Annotated in this window: 24 protein-coding genes; 6 read left to right on the top strand and 18 right to left on the bottom strand. The window is 58.6% G+C overall.

The window, feature by feature from the left end:
- Window positions 1-282: 282 nt before the first annotated feature.
- The 4 genes from NW805_RS02475 to NW805_RS02460 all read right to left on the bottom strand — a co-directional run bounded on the left by NW805_RS02475 (window position 283) and on the right by NW805_RS02460 (window position 4478).
- Window positions 283-1806 carry a S10 family peptidase gene (locus tag NW805_RS02475; RefSeq protein ID WP_414421539.1) on the bottom strand — a complete coding sequence of 508 codons (1524 nt, stop codon included), beginning with the start codon at window positions 1804-1806 and terminating at the stop codon, window positions 283-285.
- An 89-nt stretch (window positions 1807-1895) separates the two neighbouring features.
- On the bottom strand, window positions 1896-2489 hold the full coding sequence (locus NW805_RS02470) for a hypothetical protein (protein WP_414421538.1): 594 nt from the start codon (window positions 2487-2489) through the stop codon (window positions 1896-1898).
- Window positions 2490-2690: 201 nt separating this feature from the next.
- On the bottom strand, window positions 2691-3713 hold the full coding sequence (gene thiL / locus NW805_RS02465; RefSeq protein WP_414421537.1) for a thiamine-phosphate kinase: 1023 nt from the start codon (window positions 3711-3713) through the stop codon (window positions 2691-2693).
- A 114-nt stretch (window positions 3714-3827) separates the two neighbouring features.
- On the bottom strand, window positions 3828-4478 hold the full coding sequence (locus tag NW805_RS02460) for a class I SAM-dependent methyltransferase (RefSeq protein WP_414421700.1): 651 nt from the start codon (window positions 4476-4478) through the stop codon (window positions 3828-3830).
- A gap of 116 nt (window positions 4479-4594) precedes the next feature.
- Here NW805_RS02460 and NW805_RS02455 point away from each other — a divergent pair, with 116 nt between their 5' ends.
- Window positions 4595-4810 (top strand): hypothetical protein, encoded by a 216-nt coding sequence (locus tag NW805_RS02455; protein ID WP_011433464.1) that lies wholly within the window; start codon window positions 4595-4597, stop codon window positions 4808-4810.
- A 24-nt stretch (window positions 4811-4834) separates the two neighbouring features.
- On the opposite strand, the gene NW805_RS02450 is transcribed toward NW805_RS02455, so the two are convergent.
- Window positions 4835-5689, bottom strand: a complete 855-nt coding sequence (locus NW805_RS02450) for an ABC transporter permease (protein ID WP_414421536.1) — start codon at window positions 5687-5689, stop codon at window positions 4835-4837.
- Window positions 5690-5801: 112 nt separating this feature from the next.
- Window positions 5802-6815, bottom strand: a complete 1014-nt coding sequence (locus NW805_RS02445) for an ATP-binding cassette domain-containing protein (protein ID WP_202943698.1) — start codon at window positions 6813-6815, stop codon at window positions 5802-5804.
- 239 nt (window positions 6816-7054) lie between these two features.
- On the opposite strand from NW805_RS02445, the gene NW805_RS02440 reads away from it, so the two are divergent.
- Window positions 7055-8131, top strand: coding sequence for a hypothetical protein (locus NW805_RS02440; protein ID WP_414421535.1), 1077 nt, complete (start codon window positions 7055-7057; stop codon window positions 8129-8131).
- 422 nt (window positions 8132-8553) lie between these two features.
- On the opposite strand, the gene NW805_RS02435 is transcribed toward NW805_RS02440, so the two are convergent.
- The 9 genes from NW805_RS02435 to NW805_RS02395 form a co-directional block, all read right to left on the bottom strand.
- On the bottom strand, window positions 8554-9774 hold the full coding sequence (locus tag NW805_RS02435; RefSeq protein ID WP_414421534.1) for an aminotransferase class V-fold PLP-dependent enzyme: 1221 nt from the start codon (window positions 9772-9774) through the stop codon (window positions 8554-8556).
- Between the two features lie 186 nt (window positions 9775-9960).
- Entirely contained in the window at window positions 9961-11586 is a 1626-nt protein-coding gene (locus NW805_RS02430; protein ID WP_414421533.1) for a peptide chain release factor 3, read from the bottom strand.
- Window positions 11587-11880: 294 nt separating this feature from the next.
- Complete coding sequence (locus NW805_RS02425) at window positions 11881-12714, bottom strand: hypothetical protein (protein ID WP_414380809.1); 834 nt, start codon at window positions 12712-12714, stop codon at window positions 11881-11883.
- A 1-nt stretch (window position 12715) separates the two neighbouring features.
- Complete coding sequence (locus NW805_RS02420) at window positions 12716-13516, bottom strand: ParA family protein (RefSeq protein WP_414351212.1); 801 nt, start codon at window positions 13514-13516, stop codon at window positions 12716-12718.
- A gap of 124 nt (window positions 13517-13640) precedes the next feature.
- On the bottom strand, window positions 13641-14822 hold the full coding sequence (locus tag NW805_RS02415; protein WP_414421532.1) for a pyridoxal phosphate-dependent aminotransferase: 1182 nt from the start codon (window positions 14820-14822) through the stop codon (window positions 13641-13643).
- A 57-nt stretch (window positions 14823-14879) separates the two neighbouring features.
- On the bottom strand, window positions 14880-15482 hold the full coding sequence (locus NW805_RS02410) for a hypothetical protein (protein ID WP_414421531.1): 603 nt from the start codon (window positions 15480-15482) through the stop codon (window positions 14880-14882).
- A gap of 61 nt (window positions 15483-15543) precedes the next feature.
- On the bottom strand, window positions 15544-16455 hold the full coding sequence (locus tag NW805_RS02405; RefSeq protein WP_414421530.1) for a cell division protein FtsX: 912 nt from the start codon (window positions 16453-16455) through the stop codon (window positions 15544-15546).
- Window positions 16456-16548: 93 nt separating this feature from the next.
- On the bottom strand, window positions 16549-17388 hold the full coding sequence (locus NW805_RS02400; RefSeq protein ID WP_238376738.1) for a cell division ATP-binding protein FtsE: 840 nt from the start codon (window positions 17386-17388) through the stop codon (window positions 16549-16551).
- 40 nt (window positions 17389-17428) lie between these two features.
- Window positions 17429-18148: a WecB/TagA/CpsF family glycosyltransferase gene (locus NW805_RS02395; protein WP_414343540.1), complete on the bottom strand. Its 720-nt coding sequence runs from the start codon at window positions 18146-18148 to the stop codon at window positions 17429-17431.
- Window positions 18149-18425: 277 nt separating this feature from the next.
- On the opposite strand from NW805_RS02395, the gene NW805_RS02390 reads away from it, so the two are divergent.
- The 3 genes from NW805_RS02390 to NW805_RS02380 all read left to right on the top strand — a co-directional run bounded on the left by NW805_RS02390 (window position 18426) and on the right by NW805_RS02380 (window position 20249).
- Window positions 18426-19091 carry a DUF4439 domain-containing protein gene (locus NW805_RS02390; protein WP_414421529.1) on the top strand — a complete coding sequence of 222 codons (666 nt, stop codon included), beginning with the start codon at window positions 18426-18428 and terminating at the stop codon, window positions 19089-19091.
- 234 nt (window positions 19092-19325) lie between these two features.
- The gene (locus NW805_RS02385) at window positions 19326-19712 is read left to right on the top strand and encodes a cupredoxin domain-containing protein (RefSeq protein WP_414329581.1); all 387 of its coding nucleotides are present in this window, start codon (window positions 19326-19328) and stop codon (window positions 19710-19712) included.
- Between the two features lie 9 nt (window positions 19713-19721).
- Window positions 19722-20249, top strand: a complete 528-nt coding sequence (locus NW805_RS02380; RefSeq protein WP_414399642.1) for a hypothetical protein — start codon at window positions 19722-19724, stop codon at window positions 20247-20249.
- 5 nt (window positions 20250-20254) lie between these two features.
- On the opposite strand, the gene NW805_RS02375 is transcribed toward NW805_RS02380, so the two are convergent.
- From NW805_RS02375 to NW805_RS02365, 3 genes are all read right to left on the bottom strand, one after another.
- Complete coding sequence (locus NW805_RS02375) at window positions 20255-20506, bottom strand: RNA-binding S4 domain-containing protein (RefSeq protein ID WP_414421528.1); 252 nt, start codon at window positions 20504-20506, stop codon at window positions 20255-20257.
- Complete coding sequence (locus NW805_RS02370) at window positions 20506-21891, bottom strand: NAD-dependent succinate-semialdehyde dehydrogenase (protein ID WP_414421527.1); 1386 nt, start codon at window positions 21889-21891, stop codon at window positions 20506-20508. Before NW805_RS02370 ends, NW805_RS02375 begins: the two co-directional genes overlap by 1 nt.
- Window positions 21892-22017: 126 nt before the next feature.
- Window positions 22018-23118, bottom strand: coding sequence for a serine hydrolase (locus tag NW805_RS02365; protein WP_414421526.1), 1101 nt, complete (start codon window positions 23116-23118; stop codon window positions 22018-22020).
- A gap of 606 nt (window positions 23119-23724) precedes the next feature.
- Between NW805_RS02365 and NW805_RS02360 the strand changes: the two genes are divergently transcribed.
- On the top strand, window positions 23725-24565 hold an 841-nt coding region (locus NW805_RS02360), incomplete at its 3' end, for an RNA-guided endonuclease InsQ/TnpB family protein (protein ID WP_414421699.1).

The raw sequence follows: 24565 nt of genomic DNA, 5'->3' as shown, positions 1-24565 counted from the left end.
CACGGTTACCGGGGATCGCCGTGAGATCCCCAGCTCAGAGCTACGCGACTGGTTGTAGGGAGTAGGGTCGTTTGAGCTACTGAGAAAAGCCCTATGGCCCTGTGCATGCAACGTTTTGGGTGTGGGCCACTGTCCTGGCCTAAATTTCAAGAGGGCAAGGATGCACGCTATAGAGGAACTTTCTAGCGGAGCTATTGCACCGGCTAGTGTCTCATTGCCATTTGAATTGACTATAAGTGCTGCTGCAAAACCAGGAACCAGAATCCTCGCCCGGCGAGTATGTTATGACTCTGAGCCCGAAGCCGTTTTTGAGTAGAACGCACGCATTTCTGTAAACCACTCCAATCGCGAGGGATCCCAGGTGTAGAACATGTGTCCGCCGCGATAATGACGTAGGGTGAGGTTGGCCTTCAACCGCGGATCCAACTTCATCAAATCCACCAGGTGATTCGAGGCAAAGTAGGGAGTGACCAGGTCGTAAAAACCATGATGAATGCTCACCCGCATGTGGGGGTTGAGGGCCATGCTGCTGCGCAGCTCGTCCATTGCCCCGATGAATCCTTGCTTCAACTCTCCTTTTGGGGTGAACCGCCAGGACTTGAACACCTCCAGGTTCAGTAGGTGATAGGTCAACTCCGTTTCCACCTGCAAGGTCTCTCGCAAGTGGCTGTTGATGGCTGCCGTGAACAGGCGATCGATCCCATCCAAGGTGGGATCGGATCCCTCAAAGGTAGGCCGATCCGGAAAGGGATCCACCGTGGTTACAGAAGCATCGTAAAGCCCCAGCACCAGTCGCTGCGACCGCAACAGCTCGCGGGCAAAACTGGCGATATCGATCCGCCCGCCTTTGTGGGCTACATACTCTGGAGATAAGCCGATCCCTGCTGCCATTTCCTGATACACCGCTTGCCGTTCTGCCTCTGGCATTGCCTCCCCCATGGCCAAGAGGGGCAGCAGACGTTGTCGGGCAAAGCGTTCTGCTTTGGGCAGCAGGATCTGCAAATCCTCCCCCCAGCCACACCGTCCATGATGAGCTGCTGTAGCTACGTAGGAAGGGAAAAGCGTTGCCCAAGTGCTGAGGTTGTAATCGTTGGTCTCCAGCAACCCAAACTCAAGTGCAGGCGAGATGAGAATGGCCCCCGACAGGCCCACGCCAAACTTGGATTGCAGCTCCTTGGCCAGCCGCGCCACCCGAAACCCACCGTAGCTTTCGCCGGCAATGAAAATGGGGGAGAGCCAGCGTTTGTATCGGGAAAGAAAGCCCTGAATGAACTCGCCCAAGGATTGCAAATCCCGTTCCACATCCCAGAAGGGCGATTCCTTAGGAGGCTCCTCCGCCTTAGCATCCGGCTGAGGGGGCTTGGATGCCGGATCGGATTTCTCCCGGGAATCTTTGGGGTCTTGAGAATCCTTGGGCAGGGCGCGGCTGAACCCCGTCCCCACCGGATCGACAAAGACCAGGTCGGAAAAGGGCAACCAACTTTCGGCATTGTCCACCAGCCGCACCGGGGAGGGAGGCAAACTGCCGTTGGGCCCGAAGCCAATCCGTTTGGGCCCCAGCGCTCCCATGTGCAGGTAGGCAGAAGCTGCCCCAGGCCCACCGTTGAACACAAAAGTGAGAGGGCGGTGCTGAGAGGCGGAGTCTTGCTTTAGATAGGCGACGTGAAAGATCTCGGCCACCGGTTTTTCCCGCTGGAAAAGGGTCTGCCAACCGGCCAGCGCTCTGTAGGTAAAGCTCTCCTCTCCAGCCGTAAACCTGTGCTCGGTGGAGGAGAGGGGGGAAGTGGGCTTAGATTCAGTAGCCATGAAATGAAAACAGGGATCGGCAACTTGATCCCCAGTGAATCACAAGTCGCCGACCATCAACACTCCCAGAGGAATCTCCAAACGGCACCTCACAAAGTCAGCGGAGCTTCCAAAGTTAGATTGAAAGATTGGCCGGGGCGCAGCACCACCACCTGGGGAGCGGTAACATTGCCCACCACCACTCCGGTCACGGCGCCTCCTAAGACATTGCCCACCGAGACTCCGCCCGTGATCGCCCCCAAAATGGCCCCTGCTGCTGCCCCAATGGCTGCATCTTGAGCAATGGCCTCAGCCGAATACTGACGGGGATCCTTTTCGTCGTGGAGGATGTTGGAGAAAGCCCGCAGGCTGTAGGTACGACCGCCGAGAACAATGGAAGTGCCGACAAAGCGGGATCCACCCGGTGCAGGTTCCATCTGTCCAAAAATGCGGCTACCCGCCGGGATCACCAAGCGCCCCTGGCTGTCAAAAATGTTCTGAGTAACGGCCACTTCCAGGGGATAGACGGTGTCGGGATAAAAGTATTGCGGCCCTTCGCTACTCAGGCTGCCGACCGGGATAATCGTCCCCTGCTCAAGGCGGTAGGCACCCAATTCAAAAAGCGGCTGAGCCGAACTGGGCAAGGGGGCCAACGCAGGGATCCCGGCCAGGCCAATAAGGGCTGCTGTTAAGATAGCTTTCATGAGTAGAGTCTCCAATGCTTCTCCAAGTTCTGCCGAGTTCTGAGCAGTTGCCTGAAGCTATTCCAAGTCAATTTGCTTCCTTGTCTCAGCTTCTCTCCACTTCTAGGTTATCGAATCCTTCCTAGGGCTTGTTTTCTCCCACAAGTCGATTTGTTTTCAACTGTTGGCAGTTTGGGTGGCCATCCTGCAGCACAACTTCTCTCAGAAATGCTGGAAGGCTTGTTGACGGCTGAGGGCCTGCCCGTCCTTCAGCCAGACGGTTCCCTGCGGATCCCAGCCTGTCACTTCTCCAATCCAAACGGCCCCCGGCAATCTTTCCAACAGATGCTTGGCCACCGACACCTCGGCACTGAGGAGCAGCTCAAAATCTTCGCCCCCATAAAGCGCCCACTCCCAGGCTTGGGCCGGAAAAGCCTGCCGCAAAGCTTCTGAAATCGGGATCCGCTCCACCTCGATCCTCGCCGCCACCCCGCTGGCCTGACACACCTGCACCAGGGCATCTGCCAAACCATCGCTGGTATCCATGCCGGCAATGCGCAAGGGATCCGGGATCCCTTCCAAGAGGGGCACCAGATCCAGGCGCGGGCGTGGGTATTGGTGAGCCCTGATCAACTGCTCGCGCTCGGCTGCCGTGGCTGAGGATCCCTGTTCAGGATGGAGAAGCAGTTCCAAGCCTGCCCGCGCATCTCCGTGCGGCCCTGTCACCACCAGCCAATCGCCGGGTTGAGCCCGTCTGCGCTGAATAGCCCGCCCCGGCTGCACCCTTCCCAAAGCCGTGATCGCCACGAACCGATGCGGCGACCGACACAGATCCCCTCCCACCAGGTGACATCCCCAGCGGGCGCAACAGGCTTGCATCCCTTGATAAAGCTCCTCCACCCAAGCGACCGGCGTGGATCCCGGCAAGCCCAAGCCCACCACCAACGCCTGCGGACGGGATCCCATCGCGGCCAGATCCGATAGATTGGCGGCCACCGCGCGCCAGCCCACCGCATGGGCCGGGGTCGTCAGATCGCTGAAGTGAACTCCCTCCACCAACACATCGGTTGTCACCACCAACTGCCCCTCCGGAGCAGCTAACACCGCCGCATCGTCTCCCACCACCTGGGCCGGACAGTAGCGCTGCACGATCTGCAGCAGCCCTGCCTCCCCAATTGCTGAGATGGGTAGGGGGGAAGGATCGCCGTTTTGTGGAGAAGCACTGTCAGGAAGACCGGAGAACAAGACAGACCTCTGAGGGTAGCGAGGATAACACAGCTGCAAGATCTGGTGGATGCTGGAGTCTTGTTGGATATTTCCAAGGATCCCGCCTGCACGCCACAGGCAAGCTGGAGAATTCTACCCCGCCGTCCGCTGTCCAATTAGGGCATAGAAGGGATCCCCGCCTCCGCCTGCCCAAAAGCCCAGCCAACCCATAGGGGCAGGCCGCTGGATCACCTTCACCACCGCAAACCCTGGCACCGACTCAAAATAGCGCCTGACCAACTCCACTCGCCCCGCCTCAGAGTTGTCCCGCCAAGCCTGGATCGCCTTCTGGAAAAACATGCGATTGGAGAAGCTGACGATGAAGAGGCCCTGGGGCTTTAGGATGCGATACACCTCGGCAAACACCTGCTCCGGCTGCTGCAGATATTGCACCGAAACCGTATTCAGCACCGCATCGAAGGAGTGATCGGGGAAGGGCAGACTTGGGTTTTGGTTCAAGTTCTGGATGAAGAAGTGATTGAGCCGGGGGTTGGCCGCCAGTTCCTCCGGGTTCATCCCATGCCCCTCCACATGGGCAAACTCCATCTCAGGTGGCAAATGGGAGACCCAACTGCTCATCAGATCGAGAATGCGGGTCTGGGGCCGCAAATGCTCGCGGTATAGATCGGTGAGCTGGCCGATGAAGCCAGAATCCACATGAGTCACGAAGCGAGGATAGCTGTAAAAGAGGGCATCGTCGCTGGGATCCAACTTGGAGCGCTGCCAATCCTTGAGCACCACCATGGCCAAACGGTTGCAAATCTTAATCAAAGCTAACATTTTGGAAACTTCGGAAAAGGGGTGGGCGTGATACCTTAGCAGAGCAACAGTGGCCATTTCGCGAAGGACTCTTTGCCGTGATGTCTGTGTCTCACCCCTCTTCAGCGGCTCCTTCTTCTTCTGGGTCTAACTTTGGCCTGCGGGAGTACGTAACCGAACTGCAGCTCCACATGGCTCTGCAGGCTCGCAGCCTTACTCCTTCTCTCAGCGTTTCCCCAGCCCAGGACAGCCCCCTGGCTCTGGTGCAGCGGGCACAGGCAGCTATGGAGAAGTCCGTTTCCCGCCAGTGGCTTTGAGCGGCACAGCCTGGGCAGAGAGGCTCAGGCCAAGCTTTTGCGCAACACCCCCTGCACCAGTAGAACCGACACCCCCACAAACCCCGTCAGAAGGCCCAGGGATCCCGCCAGGGTGAGATCGCCCCAGGGAGCCTGCAGCACCACATCGGCCCAGCTCCAATGGCTGCTGCGGTAAACATGGCGGATGGGCTCGATGGCAAAAGTGAGGGGGTTGAGGCTAGCCACCCAACGCAGCCAGGTGGGCATAAAGCTCAGGGGAGCCAAGGCCGTGCTGGAAAAGATCAGGGGCAAGTTGACCAAAAAGATGAAAGCCAGCAATTGCTGGTGCCCCGGCATGGCAAAGGCCAAGCCCAAGCTCAGGGCCGTGAAGCCCAAGACCAACAGGCCCACGATCAAGGCCACCACCGCCAAGCCTGGCCCGTCGGGGATCCCGGCCCCAAGGGCGTAATCTGCCCCCACAATGACTGCCGTCTGCAGCAACGCCAAGCTGACGATAAACAGGCTAGAAGCAAGAACAATGGAAAAACGAGAGGTGAGGGGAGCCACCAACAGCCGGTTCAAAAAGCCAAATTCTCGGTCGAAAATCACCGGCACTCCGGCATTCAAGGCTCCACCAAAAGCCGTAAACACGATGACTCCCGCCCCCAAAAACTGGGTGTAGTTTTGTCCGGCCCCGAAAATGCCGGCAGGAGCATTCTGAAACAAGGCTCCAAATAGAATCAGCCAGAGCAACGGCTGGATAATGCCGGCCAGCAAGGTTGTGGGGCGACGCTGCAGTTGGATAAACAAGCGGCGGGTGAGGGCAAAGGTCTCCTGCCAAAAATCAGCCGTCAGAAGGGGGATCGGGTTAGATTGAACTGGGGAAGAGGCAGAGTTCATACCCAAGCTCCTGTAGGGTTGCGATCAATCAATCCATTCCAAATCCATCTACCAAATACCTCGATGTGCCTTTGTATAGGGATCAATAGGGCTCGAGCATGAGGTGATGAAGTTACTTTTTCTTTTTGCCCAGATTGGCCTCGGCAGCGGCCAGCTCCGCGTCCATCAGGGTTTGCCCGGTTGCCGCCAAATACACATCATCCAAGCTGGGACGAGACTGGGTGCTGCTGAACACCTCTAGCCCATGAGCCTGCAAGTGGGCGCGAATCTGGCTGAGGGGATCCTCTCCATTCCGCTGCACCACCAGGTTCAGGGCGTTGCCCTGGGCGCTGTTGATCACCACCTTCTGGACAAAGGGCAGGGATCCCAGCAGTTGGGCACCCCGTTGGGCCAGTTCCGCCGGGGCAAATTCCTGCAGCTTGACGGTGATGCGCTCGCCGCCGACGCGGGTTTTCAGCTCCTCGGGGGTTCCCTCGGCAATCACCTTGCCCCGGTCGATGATGGCCACCCGATCCGCCAGCAGGTCGATCTCCTCCAGGTAGTGGCTGCTGAGCACCACTGTGATCCCTGTGTTCTTGAGTTGGCGCAAAAAATCCCAGATGGCCAGCCGACTGGGAATGTCCAGGCCCACCGTGGGCTCGTCCAAGACCAGCACCTGGGGTTGATGGAGCAGTCCTGCCGCCAGATCCAAGCGTTTGCGCAGCCCGCCGGAGTAGGTACCGATGCGCTGGTCGGCACGGTCGGTCAGCCCCAGCAGCTCCAGGACGGCAGCGATTCGCTCTTGAGCCAAGGGGCGAGGCAGGTGGTGGAGATCGGCCTGCAACTGCAACAATTCTCGCCCGGTCAGCACCTTATCCAAAGCCACCTCTTGGGCAACAAACCCCAGTTTTTCTCGTACCGCTTTGGGGTTTTCGCTGGCTGGGATCCCGTACACCTCTATCCGGCCCGCATCGGGACGAAGCAAGGTGCAAAGGCAATGCAAAGTGGTAGTCTTGCCGGCCCCATTGGGGCCGAGAATGCCGTAGATCTGGCCGGGTTCCACCTGAAACGAGACGTCCGCCACGGCCACTGTGGATCCGTAGCGCTTTTGAAGTTGCTCTACCAAGACCGCAGGAGTATCTGACATGGGTATCCACATCTCGCTTCCTCTAGGCTATCAAGCCTGTTCGGGAGATGAGGCCAGGGATCGCCACCATTTCTTGCTCGTTGCCGCCAGCCCCCTAGGGATGGTGGGAGCTGAACCGAGGCTCACGGTATAGTGGTTCAGGCGAATCCGGTGGGGGATCCCTGCCCATCCTTCAACCTAGTCCGGTTGGGTCGAACCCTCGCCAAGGTGTTTGTTGTGGATCTGTGGAGAGGAGATGAATGCTGAAGCCAAAGCGTGCCTCTTGTGGGGGCTCGGATTCCCCCACCGCAAAAGGTTGCCCTGCTGTAGCTTATATAACTTTGGCGCTCTTGGCGCTCAGCTTGGTCGGTTGCGGCGAGGGAACCACTCCCCTGGGCCCACTGGAAAATGTCTTTCTGCGGGCAGATGATTTTGAAATTACAGGGGGATCCCCGGCAGCGGGCGCAGTGGGGCCTTACCTACAGTTCAACATGCGGCGGCAACGGGATAACCAAATCCTAAATCGCCCCCTCAATGTCTATGTGGACAACGCCGGGCTGGCAGAGAGGCGGAATCCCCCTCTGGATAACCAAAACCGCCCCATCCTCTTACAGCGCTCGGTGGCCTTTTTGGGCAATGGCCTGGATTTGAACAGAGATGGCCAGCCGGATCTGCCCCCCAAAGAACCCCCCAACTTCACCAGTGGCCCGCTGCTGCCCTACACCCCGCCCAATCAGTGGCAAAGCCGGGCTGCCCTTGCCTATGTCCCCGGACAGGCCAATATCCCCGGACGGAGTCCCAGCGACCGCTTTGGCATCTACTTTTCTTCCATCCTGCCCTACACCGGGCAGCTTCGCTTTCGCGCCCGCGACGAGCTGGGCAATGCCTTTGCCCGCACCTTTGAGGTCACCTTCCCGCCGGCAGCGAGCCGCGCCACGGTCACGGTTACCTTCGCCAAGCTCACCGCCACTGCCCAAGAGCCGGTTCTCATTGCCATTTGTAACCAGTTGGGAGCTGCTGCCGTGGTGGGCCTGCGGAGTGGCACGTTCACCGAGCTGGTGGATCTCCTGCCGGCCCCAGGGCTGCCGGTGGATCCCACCTTGAGCGAGCCCATCCGCTATGTGGCCGAGGCTTATCAATTTAACCGCGATCGAGCCGTCATCCGCGTTTCCCAGAATCCCACGGATCCCAGCCGCATGAGCGTTCCTCTACTGGGATCCGAAGGGGCAACCGGTCGGGCAGATCTGACGCTGGTGAACTCCGCAGGGGATCGGCTGACTTGCTTCAACGATCGGCTTTCGGATCTGCGGGATACGTTTTCTGACTTTTTCAGATAGTCAATTCAAATAGCAATGAGACACTGGCCAGTAGAATAGTCCGACTTGCAAAAGCAGGCCTTGTCACTTCATCAACAGAAGTTCCTCCATCTGCATGCATCCTTGCCCTCTTGAAAGCACTGCGGTCGCTTCAAACTAGATTGAGACGCTCCCCAAGCGTTCCGCGCTGCTTTTACCGACTCCCATACCCTTCCCTTCCGCTGTATGACCGGCTTTGTACGTCTGTGGGTCTGCTCCCTTCCTGGACATGCCCTACGACTCTCTCTTAGGTCAAGGCTTCTTTCTGAGGTCTACTGGCATGCCATCCTACCTGTAACGTCATCTCATCCTCAACTGAATTGACCATAGATCTGGAATCGTTTTACTGGTGTGCGAAGCAACTATACTTGCAATGTCGTGAAAGCGGCTCAACCGACAAAACCTCAGGGCAGATGCTGCAAGGCCAGCGCCAACTGTTCGTACTCTGCCAAACGGTTGTAGACCTGGGCCGAGATGCGTACCCAAAGCTGCCCGGCGAAGGGGATGATCGGAACCTCAATGCGGTACTTGTACCAGAGGTAATCGTGAAGCCGACGGGCGCGCTCCTCAAGAGGAAGCTCAGGGATCCACTGCTGCCAAAATGGCGGCAAGGGTAGGGTGGCCATAAAGCCCAACATCTTTTCGGGGGCGGGCGGGATCCCCTCAAGAGCCTCCGAGAGCAACTGCCGCGCCTGCAGCAGCAGAGTGTGGTTGTGCTGACGGATGTTGTCCAGTCCCACCCCTTGGATAAACGCCAGGGCTGCTGAAATGGCCAACCAAGCGCTGGGATCCCGTGTGCCCACCCAGTCGAACTCCGCTGTGAACCCTTGCCCATAGCCGTGGGAGATCACCGTAGGATGAGTTTGGGCCTGTCGGTGGGGGGCCACCCACAAAAAGGCACAGCCTTTCGGGGCAAACAGCCACTTGTGGGCATTGCCGGTGTACCAATCGGCTCCTAGCTTTTCCAACTCCAAGGGGAGAACTCCGGGGGCATGGGCGCCATCCACCAAAACCGGGATCCCGCGCTCCCGACAGAGGCCGATCAGCTCAGGCAGGGGGTAGATCAGAGCCGTAGGCGAGGTGAGGTGATCCAACACCGCCAGGCGAGTTTGGGGAGTGAGGATGGCCTCGAAGGCCGCGATAACCTGCTCTGGCCCCGCAATGGGGAAAGGGATCTGCGCCTCAACTGGGATGGCTCCCCACTGGGCACAGATGTACTGCAATGCCTGACGAACGGCCCCGTAACCGTGATTGGTGCAGGCGATCTGATCCTCTGGCCGGAACCGCAGCGAGCGCAAAACGGCATTGACCCCGCTGGTGGCATTTTCCACAAACACCAAATTTTCGGGTTCGGCCCCGACGAAATGGGCCAGTTCTGCTGCCGCCGCCCGCAAGGCTCGAGGAAGTTCCTCTCCCATAAACTGCACCGGCTGAGCCTCAAGGCGTTCCCGCCATACACTCTGGGCCTGCAACACCTTTTTCGGGGTCGCGCCGTAGGAGCCGTGATTCAAAAAAACGGCTTGCGGATCCAGTCCCCACAAAGAGCGTTCGCAAAGTGGCGCACAAGCACTGAGGGCAGCGCCAAAGTGGGGAGAATCGGATCCCAGGTTGGAGAAGAAAGGCATGGTTCACTCCCTCTGTCCCTGGACGATGCAGGAAAAAGATGGGGGAATTGCTGCGATCTGTGTGAGGGGTTTGCTCAGAAATCCGAAGATATCAACACCTATCAACACCGCTGATGTGGAGACCAATGGCATCTCGACTGAATGTCAGAACCTAAGGCTCTTTGAGACGGATTCTCTTAGGTTGATCTATTGGCCGTCACCCAATTCTGGGCCGAGATCCGAGATAGGGGCAATTTTGCTGAGCTTGATTTTAGGGTTGCTGGCAGCAAATTGCTGTAAAGTCCACTCGTTCTTAAACAGAAGAACGGGCCTGTCTTGAATGTCTTTAACAACTAGGGTGTTAAACAAGCTGGGAATATTCTCCAGCGCCTTCCAGCCATTCTCGACCCAGCGAGCCAGTGTGTAGGGCAACATCTCCAGTCGGGTTTCGACGTTGTATTCACTTTCAAGGCGATACTGCAAAACCTCAAACTGCAACTGGCCCACCGCTGCCACAATCGGATCCCGTTTGGAATCGTCGATAGAGTACATGATTTGTACAGCCCCTTCTTCCCGCAGTTCCGCTACCCCTTTCTGGAACTGCTTAAACTTGGAAGGATTGGGATTCTTCAAGTAGGCAAACAGCTCAGGAGAAAAGCTAGGGATCCCGGCGTAGCGCAGCTTCGGGCCGGTGTAGATGGTATCCCCAATGGTGAAGATGCCGGGATTATTCAGGCCGATCACATCCCCAGGGTAAGCTTCGTCGATAGAGATGCGCTCTTGAGCAAACAATTTCTGGGGATAGGATAGACGGATCGAACGATTGAGTCGGGCATGGTTGACCACCATATCCTTCTCGAACTTGCCGGAGCAGATGCGTACAAAAGCGACGCGATCCCGATGGCGGGGATCCATGTTGGCCTGCAGCTTAAAGACAAAGCCCGTAAACTCAGGATGTTCGGGCGGGATTAGTCCGGCAGTGCTCTCGTGAGGCATTGGCGGTAAGGAATACTCCAAAAATGCATTGAGGAAAAGCTCCACCCCAAAATTGGTCATGGCGCTGCCGAAAAAGACCGGGGTTTGTTTGCCGGAATGCACTTGTTTTAGATCCAAGGTGGGCATGAGACCATCCAGCAGTTCCAGCTCTTCCTTGAATCGGTAATACAAGTCCTTGTCGATCAACTCCTCAATTTGCGGATCCCCAAGTTTAATGACGGTATCTTGAACTTTTAGCCGCCCCCCAGATACCCGCTCAAAGAAATGAAACTCCTGAGTCCGACGGTCAAATAGCGCAGTAAACCGCTCGCCTGAGCCAATTGGCCAGTTGACAGGATAGGGCTTGAGGCCCAGTTCTGTCTCAATTTCATCCATCAGCTCCAAGGGATCCCGACTTGGGCGATCCATCTTGTTGATAAAGGTAAAAATCGGCAGCCCCCGCATCTGACACACTTCAAACAGCTTGCGGGTCTGGGTTTCCAACCCTTTGCCGGCATCTTCCAGCATCACGGCATTGTCAGCCGCTGCCAGGGTGCGATAGGTGTCTTCGCTGAAGTCCTGGTGGCCGGGAGTATCCAGCAGATTGAGACGAATGTTGCGGTAATCAAATTGCAGGACGGTAGAGGTGATGGAAATACCCCGCTGCTTTTCCAGTTCCATCCAGTCGGAAGTGACCCGCTTTTGCGCCCGACGGGCCTTCACAGCTCCCGCTTCTTGAATGGCCCCCCCGTACAACAGCAGCTTTTCGGTGAGGGTGGTCTTCCCCGCATCGGGATGGGAAATAATGGCAAAGGTGCGCCGTTGCTCTACAGCTTTGGCCAAATCAAGTTCTTTCATCAACTGTTGCCGCTCCACTACAACCTGGTCGCCTTAAAGAAGATTCCGCCGCGATGTTGTCCCCTAAAGGATGGGAGAAATACGGAGAAGGAAAAAATAGAAAATCAGTGGGAAATACGCTTGAGAATAATGAGGTTGGGTTGCCGCCAGGTAGCGAGGGGGAGAGAGCACAGGCCGAAAAGCGCGAAAAGCCAACAGAACCATTTTGACCCTAGCACAGGAACAGGGATCCCTGTTGTCTGGCATACTGGCGGAGATCTTGAGGGGGAATTTCCCAGGCCAACCGGCCAGAACTCAAAGCAGATGCTGCTCGTTGTTGTTGCGCAACGCTGACGTGAAGAGCAGTTGCTCAATCGTGGCAATGGTGAAGTTTTGGCTGATCACCAGCCGCTCGACGCGAATGCGGTGGGCTTGCAGGAGGCAATCTTGCTGCAAGGGCTTGGGCAATTGTTCCCAATGATCCAGCAGGACTTCCAGCAAAATCTCGCCCGGTAGCCCGGTGGCGCTTTCCAGGGATCCCAGCTTTTCTACCCTCTCGGCAGACCATTTGAGGGTAAGCTTTTGCAGGCCCAGTTGTGCATCCAGAGCCTCGCGGGGATCCGACTGGGCACCCTGCCCATTGGGGGTGCCATTGCGGCGAACCCCATTGTCGGTGCAAGCAGTAGCAGGGGGCAAAAGCTCGGCTGGCTTTTCAGTTGGCAGCGAAGTATTGGCCCATTTGGCCAGACTGACCTGGGGTGGGGAGACAACCCTTTCCACCTCGACCGGAGCGGGCGACAAGTTGGACAAGGGATCCGCATCCCGAGAAGGAGCTTCAGGTGTGGAGAGCACACTGGCCAGGAGAGGCATCCGTCCTGCCTCTGGTGGGGTTGTGGCAACCTGGCACAGAGGGGACGAGGCGGCGGCAGATGGATCGGGCTCAACATCTAATGCCGCAGGGTGAGGCAGATCCAGGGAATCCGTCCCCCTGTTGTCCTCTGGACGGTGCGGAGCCTCAACGCCATCGGCAGCCGTAGGTGCAGGTTCCATCGGCTCTGGCTGCTTATTCACCCCCATGCGCGAGAGCAGATCCGCCTTGGTGGGGCCGGTGGGCAATTTTTTTTTGGGAGGCTTCTTGGCAGTAGCCATGTTAGCGGGCCTCCAGCACAGCCTTGAGGATCTCGCGATAAGGTTGGGCCAGGAGATCTTCCCCTGCCTCCGCCAAGGACCAGCCCATGCTGTTGGTTTGCTGCACCACTGTACTTTGCCGCACCGGCGTGAAAATGGGGATCCCTTGCATCATTTCCGCCAAGGCTTCCACTGCGGCCCGCGACATTTTGGTGCGGTTGTTGCCCACCCATTGTTCCCGGGTGGGGAGCACCCCCAAAAACTTGGGCACATGAAAATCCAGCTCTTCCAATTCTTTCAACAGCACCAGGGTACTTAGGGCCCCCATCACCCCCTTTTGGGTACACTCCGTCGGCACCACCAACAGATCGGCGCTGAGAATGCTGTTGTAGGTGAGCAACCCTTTCGAGGGGGGGCTGTCGATGACCAAAAAGTCATACTCCGGCAAAATCGGTCGCAAAGCCCGCTTCAAAAACAGCTCCCGCCCCGGCTCCATCACAATCGCATCCATAGCCCGCGAGAGACTGTAATCGCTGGGGGCCAACCACAGCCGCTCCTGGCGATCCTCATTCAACGGCGGACGGATAATCTCCCGAATGTGAACCCGATCCGCCCCCGGCAAAATCGTCTCGGCAATGGTGGCCGACTCCGACAGATCCGTCCAGCCCATCCACTGGCTCAGGTTGCCCTGTGGGTCAAAGTCAACAGCCAGCGTCTTGCCATGCTCGGCCAGCATGATGGCCAAGTTGAGGGCGGCTGTGGTCTTTCCGGATCCCCCACTCAAACAGGCAACGGTGATGACAAGCGCCGTTCTGCCAGACATGAGTTATCCCCTCGTAGCCCATCCCCTAACACTATAGCTAGGGTTAAGCAATGGTGTTCACACCTCTAATGGGGATTCCGCCACGGGGGATGGCCTGCGGGGATCCATCCGCTCTTTTCAATCCTCAGAGGGAAGACACAAACCGGTGCAGCCGCTGCAGCCCTTTTTCGAGGGTGGTGCGATCGGCAGCATAGGAAAGGCGAATGTAGGAATCTGCCCCAAAGGCTACCCCCGGCACAGCAGCCACGTGGTGTTCCTTGAGCAGCTGCCGGCAAAACTCCACCGAACTTAACCCGGTTTGGCCGATGTTGACAAACACATAAAATGCACCTTCTGGCTCCGGGCAAGTCACCCCCGGCAAGGTGCGGATCCCGTCCAGCATCAGATCTCGCCGCTGCCAGAATTCTTGGCGCATTTTTTCCACAGCTGCTGCCGATAGGGGGCTGGTCAGGGCTTCCAGAGCGCCGTACTGGGCGAAGGTGCAGACATTGGAGGTGCTGTGGCTTTGCAGGTTGATGGCTGCCTCGATGATGGGCTTGGGCCCGGCCAAGTAGCCCACCCGCCAGCCGGTCATGGCGTAGGCTTTGGCAAAGCCACTGCTGAGAATCAGGCGCGGCATCAAGTCAGGGCAAAGGGATCCCAGGCTGATGTGGCGGGCTTGTCCATAAACCAGCTTTTCGTAGATCTCGTCGCAGATCACGTACAGATGGGGGGCGGAGAGGATCACCTCTGCCAGAGCTGCCAGCTCGTGCCGGTGGTAAACGGCTCCGGTAGGGTTGGCCGGTGAGTTGAGAATCAGCAGCTTGCTGCGGGGGGTGAGGGCCTGGCGCAATTGCTCGGCGGTGAGCTTGAACCCCTGGGCCTCTTCCGTCTGCACCCGCACAACCTTTGCCCCTGCCAAAGCCGCAATTTCGGGGTAGCTGACCCAGTAGGGAACAGGCAGGATCACTTCATCGCCGGGATCCAGCAGCACCATGGCCAGGTTAAACAGGGTTTGCTTGCCGCCGTTGCTGATCAGGATTTGGTCGTGGCTGAACTCCAGGCCGTTTTCCTGCCGCAGCTTATCGGCCACTGCTTGGCGAAGGGCGGGGATCCCAGCGGTGGGGCCGTAGCGGGTTTTGCCCTCTTCCAGAGCACGGATGGCCGCGGCCCGAATGTGGTCAGGTGTATCGAAATCCGGCTCGCCTGCGCTCAAGCTACACACATCCAGCCCCTCTGCCTGCATGGCTTTAGCCAGAGCCGAAATGGATAGCGTGGGGGAAGGGGATAGATGGGCGACCCGTTGGGACAAGCCAGCAGACACCATCGGTCAGGGAGCTCTTTGTTTTATTTTAAGGTTCTCAAGCAGGGCCAATCTAGATAGCTAGGCTACTGCGGTCAACAGGCGGGTACCATCCACCAACAGCAGTTTGTTGCCCTCTCGCTCTGCCAACAGATCCCAAAACTCGCCCGCCACAGCTCCGGGCAAGAACCCTTCCAAGCGCAATTGCAGAGGAGCAAATTGCTTGGTTCCCTGGGGCTTGCGCCGCACGGTCACCTCAACAAAGCCATCGTGGGGCTCGACAATGCCGCGGATGTTAAAGCCTTCCTCTGTGTCCTCAGGGGCAGGCAAAAACGGTTCTTCTTCCCACTCTGGGTCTTGCTCCTCTTCCGGCAGGGCCAGGATGCGGATGATGCTCAAGCCCAAAGCCCCCCCTGAACGCGGCTGCGGCTGCACGTAGTACCAGTAGGTATGGCCGCTCTTGATGCAGTGCTCGAAGGGGCCGAGAAGCTCGGCGCGTCCGGGGGTAGCCGGATATTCTGCTCCGTCAGAGGCAACCAAAATTGCCTGTGCATAAGTCTTGGGGATCGATTTCAGGGATCCCTTAATCAGGCCCAAAGCGCGGAACTGGTAGGGGTGGGCGGGAGGAGGCAATGGGTTCATGGCGGCCAGATCTTGGAAAGCCAGGGAAGTAGAGTCCATCATCTTATCCTATGGCGATCCTCAGACTGGAATATCCAGGGCTTTCCTCAGCATCGCCTCCAGCTCAGCGCCCTGCCGATTTGCGCACTGCGATCAAGCTGCTGGTGGTGCCCAGAAAAACCCCCATCCCCAACAACATCGACGGCAAGAACCAAAACTCCAGTTGGCTGCGATCTGCCTGCATCACCTTGAGGAAGGGCAAGGCAATCAACTGCTCCAGCAGCTCCTGCAGCAACTGCTGGGATCCCAAGACCAATCCCCAAGCTCCCACTGCGCTGATCACCCCAAACAGGCACCCTTGCAAAATAAAGGGCAAGTAAATCCAGGCTGCCGTCGCCCCCACCAATTGCATCACCTCGATCTCCCGCCGCCGCGCCATGACGATGAGGCGAATGGTGGTGGTGATGACTGCCACTGCCGTCAGGGCCAACATGCCGGTGATGGTCAGGGATCCCAGCCGTAGCAGGTCCTGGAGCTGGGCCAGTTGCTCCACAATGCGGTCGCCGTAGTAGACCTCATCCACCCCTTCCAGTTGGCGAATCTGCTCCGCCACTTCCCCCAAGGCTTCGGTGGAATCCGCCTTAACCCGCAGAGCATCCACCAAGGGGTTCTCCCCCAACTGGGTTTCCATGGCCGCCTCGTCTTGGATCCCCATTTCCAGCAAAAGGTTGCGCCAAGCCTGGTCTTTGGTGATGACCTTCACCTCGGCCACATGAGGCAGTTGGGCGACCTGAGGTTGCAGCTCCACCCCCTGCCGTTCCGGCTCCAGGTAGACGGAGATCTCCAGTTGTCCTCCCAGCGACTGCACCGTGGCATCCACGCCCCAGGACAGCTCAACGCCGATCCCCACCAAGAACAGCAACACCAGCAGGGTGCTCACAGCGGCCCAGTTCAGCCAGCCCCCCCGCCGCAACCCCAAAAAAGTCTCCTGTAGGAGATAGCGGATTTTATTGAGAAATCGGGAGAGAGATTGCATGCTGTTCTCCATCCAACAATCAATGGGCTCAGACCCTTGCCCCCTGGAGCTCAACAGAGCCTGTGGAGAGCAAAATAGGGATCCCGGCAGCCCTCAGCGCAGATCATACAGGCGCCCTCCCTCCATGCGCACCACCCGGTGGCCGGCCCGCTCCACCAGATAGGGGTCATGGCTGGTCATGATGACGGTCACCCCAAAGGAATTGAGCCGCTCCAAAATCTGGAGAACCAAGAGGGAGTTTTCCGGATCTAGGTTTCCTGTTGGCTCGTCCGCCAGCAGCAGCACCGGCATGTTGACAATGGCACGGGCCAGGCTAAGGCGCTGCTGTTCCCCCCCCGAAAGCTCATGGGGAAAGTGATCTCGCTTTTCGGTCAGCCCCACCATCTTTAGGGTCGGCCCGATGCGACGGCGGATTTCTGCGGGGGACAGCCCTTGGGCGCGCAGCACGAAGGCCACATTTTCTGCCAGGGTGCGGTTGGCCAGAAGGCGATAATCTTGGAAAACCACCCCCAAGCGCCGCCGCAACATGGCCAGCGGACGCGGTGGGATGCGGTAGGGTCGCCGCCGCCCTTCAGAAGAAAAGAGACAGACTTGATCGACGATGACCGTGCCCTCGGTGGCCTGTTCCGCCCCGTAGAGTAGCCGCAGCAGGGTGGACTTGCCCGCCCCGGAGACCCCCGTTACGAACACAAACTCGCCGCGGCGCACCTCCAAGTTCACATCCTGAAAAATTAAGTTGCCGTTGGGAAAGACCTTGCTCACGCCCCGCAAGGACACCATGCTGGCCGGGGCTTGCAGGGATCCGGATTGGGTGCTGCTGTAAAAGCCCAGGGTGGCCTCTGGATGGGCTGGGGCAGGGGGATGAGGGGTCGGAGCCGTACCCGCCCAACGGTGTAAGCGAGGAGGATAGCCGATGTGCTGACCGATCACCATAGTAAGCGCCTAGACAGAGGAGGGAGAGAGCGCCGGCAGACTAGGGGCGCAAACGAGAAGAGGGATCCCACAGCACTCGCCAGACAAAGCTGGGCAGAGCTAACATGCGTCGCCAGCGCCAGGGTTCCTGATAGAGACGATACAACCATTCCAGGTGATGGTCACGCCACCAACGGGGCGCTCGCCGTTTTTGGCCGGCCCAAATGTCCAAGCTGCCCCCCACCCCCATCCAGATGGCTTGGGGCAAAAGGGGACGCCACTTTTGGATCCACAGCTCCTGCCGCGGGGATCCCAGCCCCACCCACACCAGTTGCGGTCGAAATTCCTGGAGAGCTTGCAGAAGCTCTTTTTCTTCCTCGCTAGAGAAGTAGCCGTGGTAGCCCCAGAGGGCCAAAGCAGGACACTGGGCTTGCCAATATCGAATTGCTGCCCGGTTGACTTCCGGCCTTCCCCCCACCAGGGCCAAGCGCCACCCCCGTTCTGCCGCCAACGGGATCAGGGTTTCTGCCAGCTCGATCCCCGGCACCCGCTGGACGCGGATCCCCTGCCGCCGCAGGGCCCACACCACCCCAATGCCATCGGGGATCACCAGCTCCGCCGCTTGCAGCACCTGGGCAAAGGCCAGATCCCGCTGCGCCTGCATGATCATTTCCGGGTTGCAGGTAACCACCTGAGCGCCCTGACCCTCCCGAATACGCGCCTCAATCCAGGTGGCGTAGCTCTGTAGGCTGGCCTCCGGCAGAGCAAGGTGCAGGTTCACGCCCAGAATCGCATGGATGGATAACGACACTACCGACCGAATGCTGGCCCCCACTGGAGCCGTTGGACACGCTTTTAAGATAGCCCGGACCTTCTCCCAGAGGGAGAGGGGAGTTCGAGGAGGCATTTCATGGCTATTTGACCACGAAAATCTCTTCCCTCAGGCATCCGCGGCGGCATCCACGGCGTATCTCCATCAGACCAGGCCAGAGGGAATTGCCCGACCCAGAGCAAGCCCCTGAAGGCTGGTTGCCATCTTTCGAGACAGGAGACTTGAGATGAAGACTGCAAAGACTCCCTTCGCTCTGCCTCAATTGGCCGCCGAATGGGATCCCAGCCCTGCAACTTCCCGCCGCAGCTTGTTGTTGGCTGGTTTGCTGGCGGGAGTGGGTGGAGCAATTGGGTTGCGCAGCCTGCCCGGTGCCGCTCAGTCCAACACTGCTGATATTGCCATTCTCAACGCGGCCATTGACTTGGAACAGCAGGCGATCTGGGCCTACAAAACCGCTGCCGGCAAGTTGAGCAATACTGAGGTGGGCAAGATCGTGTTGGAAGTGGCCACCAAGAACCTGAAGGATCACGAACAGCACCGGGATCTGCTGGCGGGCGCCGTGCGGCAACTGGGGGGGATCCCCTCTCGGGCCCGGGATAGCTACGACCTTTCCACCTACATCGACAACAAAGAAGGCAATCTCGACTCCGATGCCAACATTGCCAAGCTGGCCCTGGCTCTGGAGTTCGATGCAGCCTTGGCTTACAACGACGCGTTTACCCAGCTTTCCAACAAAGACCTGGTGGCTGCCGCCAGCACCATTGGCCCCAACGAAGTTGCCCATGCCACTGCAATCCGGGCCGTGTTCCACAGCCTTGATCCCAGCATTCTGGTGGTGCCTGCCCCCTTTGTCAGCGCCGAGACTCGGGAGCGCTGGATCCTGAAGGTGTAAAGCCCCTGCCGGCGATGACTTCCAGCTAAAGCCGCCAACCCCCGGCGACAGCAAGGTGTAGAACCCCCACCGGCTCTGATCTCCAAAGCCTTCCAACGTCCTCTGTAGGATCTTGGGGTTTGGAGATCTTTGGAGGTTCTTTGGAGGTCAAGGTGTTCCACACCGCTGTCGCAATCGCCTTCTTCTGAACGCCTCAGCTTTTTTTCGCTTCCTAACCTGTGTGGAGAAAGCCCTATGCCAATGACGCGGCGGTTGCTGTTGCTCAGTGGGCTGGGATCCCTGCTCAATGCGGGGGCCATCTTGGCCGTGGATCGGTGGCGACAAGCCAGCTCCGTTGCGGAGCGGGATCCTGTCGAAGCAACGGCGGCAGCAGAGGTAATCATTCGGGGGTTTCAATACCTGCCCTCGGAGGTTACCCTCAAGCGGGGGGGCAAGGTGACCTTCACCAACCTGGATTCCACCCCCCACACGGCTACTCCTGTGGAGGGAGCGCAGTTTCAAGGGACGGGACGGCTAAGTCGCAACGAGAGCAAAGCGGTGGTGTTCGAAGTAGCTGGGATCCAGGAATATTTCTGCGATATCCACCCCAGCATGGTGGGCCGCATTGTCGTCGTCGATTAGGTGAAGGCCATGCAAATGGAACCCCTGGGATCCCCTCTTCCCTTCTGGAACATTTGTCGGCGGGTGTACCTGGTTTGGGCCGTCCTTTTGGGGATTGGGTTTGCTGCCACCCAGTTTCACCAAGAGGCCAACATCAACTGGCTGTGGCTGGTGATTTCCCTGATTGGGTTGGGCTACATGGTGCGGCAGACTAGCTTGCCGGAGTTTCGAACAGCCGGACTGGCCCACCTCTACTTTGTGGGTTTGGTGTGGACGTTGGTGATCGCCCAGGGCATGATCCTCTCGGTGCTGCCCTTTGTCGGGCGTACCCCTTTGGCAGCTTTGAGCCCATACCTGGGGGTGTTTTGGCTGTGGCAAATGGGGCTGGGTCACTGGCTCAACGGCTTGGTGGATCCGCCGCGCCTCCCCTACTGGATCACCGGTGGGATCCAGATCCTGGCCGGAGTTGCCTGCCTGCTGTGGGGGCTGGAGTGGCAGTTTGCGGTGGCAGGGGGAATCGGGGCCTTGGCCATGCTTCTTTTGATCCGGTTGCACTGACCCGTTCACTGATCTGACTTTGGGGTCTTATCCAGGCGCACTCGCCAAACTCCACCTCCCACGGCCACTTCATCCCCAGGGTGCAGCTTTCGTCCCCGCCGGGTTTCCACCTCGCCATTCACCCGCACTTGCCCCGCTTGGATGAGCTGCTTGGCCTGCCCGCCGGTGGGAACAACCCCCGCCAGCTTGAGGAATTGATCCAGCTTGATTACAGGATCCGTCGCCGGCTGGGGATCCCTTTGAGGAGTCTCCGCCATCACTTCACCCAAATGGTTTTGACATTTACAAATTCCAGGATCCCTTCCCGGCTCAGTTCCCGTCCATACCCTGAGCGTTTGATGCCGCCGAAGGGAAGGCGCGGGTCGGACTTGACCATGCCATTGATGAACACGGATCCCGCCTCCAGCTCCTCCAGCAGGCGCTCTTGTTCCTCTGGATCGGTTGTCCAGGCGCTGGCACCCAGGCCAAAGGGCGTGTTGTTGGCCAGCTCAATGGCTGCCGACACATCCGGGACGGTGAACAGCAGCGCCACCGGCCCGAACACCTCCTGGTGGGCCACCGGATGATCCGGGGGGATGTCGCTCAGGATTGTGGGCGGGTAAAAATTCCCTCCCCAGGGGGAGCCACCGATGTGAACTTTGGCCCCCGCCTGCACCAAAGCCTGCACCTGTCCATCCACCTCTTGCAGAATGCTGGCAGTAGCCAGAGGCCCCACATCGGTTTGCGGATCCAAGGGATCCCCTACCTTGAGCTGGCGAAATCGCTCCGTCATGGCAGCCGTGAAAGGTTCGGCGATAGCCCTGTGTAGGATAAATCGTTTGGCGGCAATGCAGGATTGGCCGTTGTTGATCAGACGGGCCGTGACCGCTGTGGCGACTGCTGCCTCCAGATCGGCGCTGGGCAGCACAAGGAAAGGATCGCTCCCTCCCAGTTCCAGCACTGTTTTTTTCAGATGTTGACCGGCCAAACGGGCCAGGCTGGAGCCGGCGGCTTCGCTGCCGGTGAGGGCGGCCCCCCGCACCCGTTCATCCGCCACCACCTCTGCCACCTGGGCTGCTGTGATCAGCAGGGTTTGAAAGACCCCTGGCGGAAATCCCCCCTCCCGAAAGATCTGCTCTAGGGTCAAAGCCGATTGGGGCACGTTGGAAGCATGTTTCAGCAAGAGGGTGTTGCCCGCCATCAGGGCTGGGGCGGCACAGCGAAACACCTGCCAAAAGGGAAAGTTCCAGGGCATCACCGCCAAAATCACCCCCAGCGGCTGGTAGCGGATCCCGCTGCGGCTGGCATCGCTGGCGTTCGCGTAAGCGTTGCGTAGCAATATGGAGCGCTCGGCCAAGAATCCCTCTGCCTCCTCGGCATAGTAGCGACAAACCCAAGCGGATTTTTCCACTTCGGCAACGGCAGAGGCCAAGGTTTTGCCCATCTCCAAGCTGATCAGGCGGCCAAACTCCGCTTTGCGCCCCTCCAGGATCCCTGCCACCCGCTTCAGCCAGGCGGATCGTTGAGCAAACGGGATCCGACGATAGCTCTGAAACCGCTCGTGGGCTTGGGCGATACAGCTTTGGATCTGCCCAGCGTCGAAAACGGGGTAGCGAGCCAATTCCTCTCCGGTGGCGGGGTTGATGCTGACCAGGTGCCCCATCTTTTTCCCTCAACGCCTGTTTCTCCACTCTGGCATTTGTGCTCTGCCTGGAATAGTGCTCCGCACTGCTACTGCGTTCGCGTAAGCGTTGCGTAGCAATATGGAAAGATTTGCGGAGTGGGGGACTCAGGGTTGCGGGCTGCCGGTGGTGTCTGTTCGGGATGGCGGGGCGGATCCAGGAGCAGACCAGAACTCGTAGGCTGCTTGCGACAGGCTGGCGATCAGCCCTTCGGCTCTGGGGTCGTTGGGGGTTTCTCGCTTCACCCACACCGCCGCCACATAGCGCCGCCCGTTGGGTAAATCCAGGATCCCAGCATCCCCCACCACGGAGCTCAAGGTTCCCGTTTTGTGGGCAATGCGCACCTCTTGACCCAAGTTGGGCCGGAAATAGGAGGGCCGTTGGGTGCGCCAGAGAATGTCCAGAAAACGGTCGCGGCTGCGGCGGCTGAGCATGCGCCCCTGTTCCACCTGGCTGAGCAGCCAAACCATGTCGCGCGGGCTGCTGGTGTTGGTGCCCTCCAGATCCGGTAGCCACCAAGAAATTTGCGTGTGTCGTAGCCCCCACTGGCGAAATTTTTGGTTGAGAGCCTCCTGCCCACCCAGGCGATCGATGATCAGGTTGGTGGCGAAGTTGTCGCTGAGGGTGATCATCAGGGTGGCCGCTTCCAAAGCAGAAACCTGGGATCCGAGGGGTCGGGTTTGCAACACACCAGCTCCCCCTCCCTTGAGATCTTCCCGCAGAGTGAGCTGTTCATCCAGCCGCACCTGTCCGGTTTCCACAGCCTGGAAAAAAGCCAAGAGAATGGGGATCTTGATCACGCTGGCGGCAGGAAAAGCCTGATCCGGCCTAACCCCGGCAAAGGCGCCGGTTTCCACCTCCCAAAACAGGGCTCCTGCCGTCAAACCCGGTTGGTCGGCCAAAGCGGCCAAGCGCTCCTGCAAAGCCGGGATCGCTTCTCCCCGCAGAATGTCACTTGGCAATGCCGGCGGGGGAGGATCCCCAAGCTGCGTCGTGGCCTGTTCTATCCGGCCAGCGGTGGTCGATTGCAGCAGTTGCGAGAGGCCCGCCATCGTCAGGCCCAGGATGAGACTTAAGCTTAGTCCCCTGAGCAATACTTGGCCAAGAGAGGGAGAACGTCTCAAGCGGCGGGGCTGGGCAGCCCGTTGGCGCAGACGAGCAATGGCTTTTTGGCGGGCAAGACGCAGCGGTTGAGGACGGGAAACCAATAGGGATCCCCTAGGGGCAGGAAGCAGGCGACCAGAACCTGTTTGCGGCTTTGACCCCTCTGGAGGCGGGACGGCGTTCTTGGCAGGTTGTGGAGGGCGGCGGGGATCCCGAGACTTCTCTCGCAAAGGCCCACGGCCCGCTAGCGCGGATGGATCGGTGCCTTTCCTCTCCCTTGCTCTGGTCATAAGAACGATTGCCTTAACACCATACTTCTGACAGACACTGCTGGCAGTTTCACCGACTCCACTCCGGTGAGCTTGGCTTAATTAAACCCACATTAAACCCACAAATTGGCCAACCTGCCCTGACCTAGATTGCAAAACGCCCATCAAACCGTCCTCGCGACACGAAGCCTAGCAACAACCCCGCCAAAGGCAGGATGAGTCCCTGTTGCCAGAGCATCCACTCGGAGTCGTTTTAAAAACTTAGGTTGATCCGTGACCCCCCTTTCCCTCTGGAAGAGGGGCTGGGAATAGTCGCGGAAGCGGCGCGGAGCGCTTTTGCCAAGTCCAGGAAAACCGTCAGCTAGAAATCGCAGGAGCCCCGCACTGTACCCGTAGGGTCGGTGTCGGGAGGAATGCGCTTTGATGAAGTACAATGAACTCATGAGCCAAATCCTGACCGTCTCCTGCAAGCTCAAGGTGTCCCAGTCGCAAGCCGCAAAGTTGGATGCGACAATGGATGCCTTTGTGCAGGCGTTGAACTGGGTCAACCAAAACACACCAGAAAAAGTAGTCAACGCAGTCAAACTCCAATCCCTTTGCTATTACCAGATTCGCGCTCGGTTTGGCTTGTCCAGTAATCTGGCCCAGCAGGTCTGCAGACGGGTGGCAGGCGCTCGCAAAGTGGCGAGACAGCGCAACCGTCCAGTTAAAGAGTTCAAGCGTAGGTTCGTTACCTACGATGCACGTATCTTCTCGTTTCGCGAGAAAGACTGGACAGTGTCGCTTGCCACGGTTGATGGAAGAGAACGCTTTGAGCTAGCCATTGGCAACTACCAGAGGGGAATGCTGGCTGGCTCTAACCCCAAATCGGCCACCCTAGTCCAGCGGAAGGACGGCTCCTACTCCATCCAGATTTGTGTCGAGGCAGAGCCCCCCAAGCAACAGAACACCGACAAGGTGATTGGTGTTGACCTGGGACGGCGAGACATTGCACATACCTCCGAAGGAGACAACTGGAATGGACAGCAGCTGAACAAAGTCCGAGATCACTACTGTCGGTTAAGAGCGTCTCTTCAGCGCAAGGCCAGTAAGGGCACCCGCAGTTCGCGGCGCAGATGCAGAGAACTGTTGCAACGGCTGTCTGGCAAGGAGAGACGCTTTCAAACGTGGGTCAATCATCGCATCTCCAAAGCTATTGTCTCTAGGGCAAAGACCACAAACAGCGCTATTGCCCTGGAAGACCTGACAGGGATCCGGGAAAGGGTCAATCAACAGCCACGCA

The organism is Synechococcus sp. W60.1, assembly GCF_047461575.1.
Lineage (GTDB): Bacteria > Cyanobacteriota > Cyanobacteriia > Thermostichales > Thermostichaceae > Thermostichus.
The sequence above is the reverse complement of the archived record's forward strand: the minus strand, read 5'-3'. Positions and strand labels throughout refer to the sequence as shown.

Bases quoted from the DNA above. Each gene is read 5' to 3' on its own strand.
- NW805_RS02375 (WP_414421528.1), bottom strand. From the start codon at position 20,506: ATGGCGGAGACTCCTCAAAGGGATCCCCAGCCGGCGACGGATCCTGTA.
- NW805_RS02425 (WP_414380809.1), bottom strand. From the start codon at position 12,714: ATGGCTACTGCCAAGAAGCCTCCCAAAAAAAAATTGCCCACCGGCCCC.
- NW805_RS02405 (WP_414421530.1), bottom strand. From the start codon at position 16,455: ATGCAATCTCTCTCCCGATTTCTCAATAAAATCCGCTATCTCCTACAG.
- NW805_RS02475 (WP_414421539.1), bottom strand. From the start codon at position 1,806: ATGGCTACTGAATCTAAGCCCACTTCCCCCCTCTCCTCCACCGAGCAC.
- NW805_RS02455 (WP_011433464.1), top strand. From the start codon at position 4,595: ATGTCTGTGTCTCACCCCTCTTCAGCGGCTCCTTCTTCTTCTGGGTCT.
- NW805_RS02420 (WP_414351212.1), bottom strand. From the start codon at position 13,516: ATGTCTGGCAGAACGGCGCTTGTCATCACCGTTGCCTGTTTGAGTGGG.
- NW805_RS02390 (WP_414421529.1), top strand. From the start codon at position 18,426: ATGAAGACTGCAAAGACTCCCTTCGCTCTGCCTCAATTGGCCGCCGAA.
- NW805_RS02470 (WP_414421538.1), bottom strand. From the start codon at position 2,489: ATGAAAGCTATCTTAACAGCAGCCCTTATTGGCCTGGCCGGGATCCCT.
- NW805_RS02385 (WP_414329581.1), top strand. From the start codon at position 19,326: ATGCCAATGACGCGGCGGTTGCTGTTGCTCAGTGGGCTGGGATCCCTG.
- NW805_RS02370 (WP_414421527.1), bottom strand. From the start codon at position 21,891: ATGGGGCACCTGGTCAGCATCAACCCCGCCACCGGAGAGGAATTGGCT.
- NW805_RS02460 (WP_414421700.1), bottom strand. From the start codon at position 4,478: ATGGTGGTGCTCAAGGATTGGCAGCGCTCCAAGTTGGATCCCAGCGAC.
- NW805_RS02440 (WP_414421535.1), top strand. From the start codon at position 7,055: ATGCTGAAGCCAAAGCGTGCCTCTTGTGGGGGCTCGGATTCCCCCACC.
- NW805_RS02435 (WP_414421534.1), bottom strand. From the start codon at position 9,774: ATGCCTTTCTTCTCCAACCTGGGATCCGATTCTCCCCACTTTGGCGCT.
- NW805_RS02445 (WP_202943698.1), bottom strand. From the start codon at position 6,815: ATGTCAGATACTCCTGCGGTCTTGGTAGAGCAACTTCAAAAGCGCTAC.
- NW805_RS02415 (WP_414421532.1), bottom strand. From the start codon at position 14,822: ATGGTGTCTGCTGGCTTGTCCCAACGGGTCGCCCATCTATCCCCTTCC.
- NW805_RS02450 (WP_414421536.1), bottom strand. From the start codon at position 5,689: ATGAACTCTGCCTCTTCCCCAGTTCAATCTAACCCGATCCCCCTTCTG.
- NW805_RS02400 (WP_238376738.1), bottom strand. From the start codon at position 17,388: ATGGTGATCGGTCAGCACATCGGCTATCCTCCTCGCTTACACCGTTGG.
- NW805_RS02410 (WP_414421531.1), bottom strand. From the start codon at position 15,482: ATGATGGACTCTACTTCCCTGGCTTTCCAAGATCTGGCCGCCATGAAC.
- NW805_RS02380 (WP_414399642.1), top strand. From the start codon at position 19,722: ATGCAAATGGAACCCCTGGGATCCCCTCTTCCCTTCTGGAACATTTGT.
- NW805_RS02430 (WP_414421533.1), bottom strand. From the start codon at position 11,586: ATGAAAGAACTTGATTTGGCCAAAGCTGTAGAGCAACGGCGCACCTTT.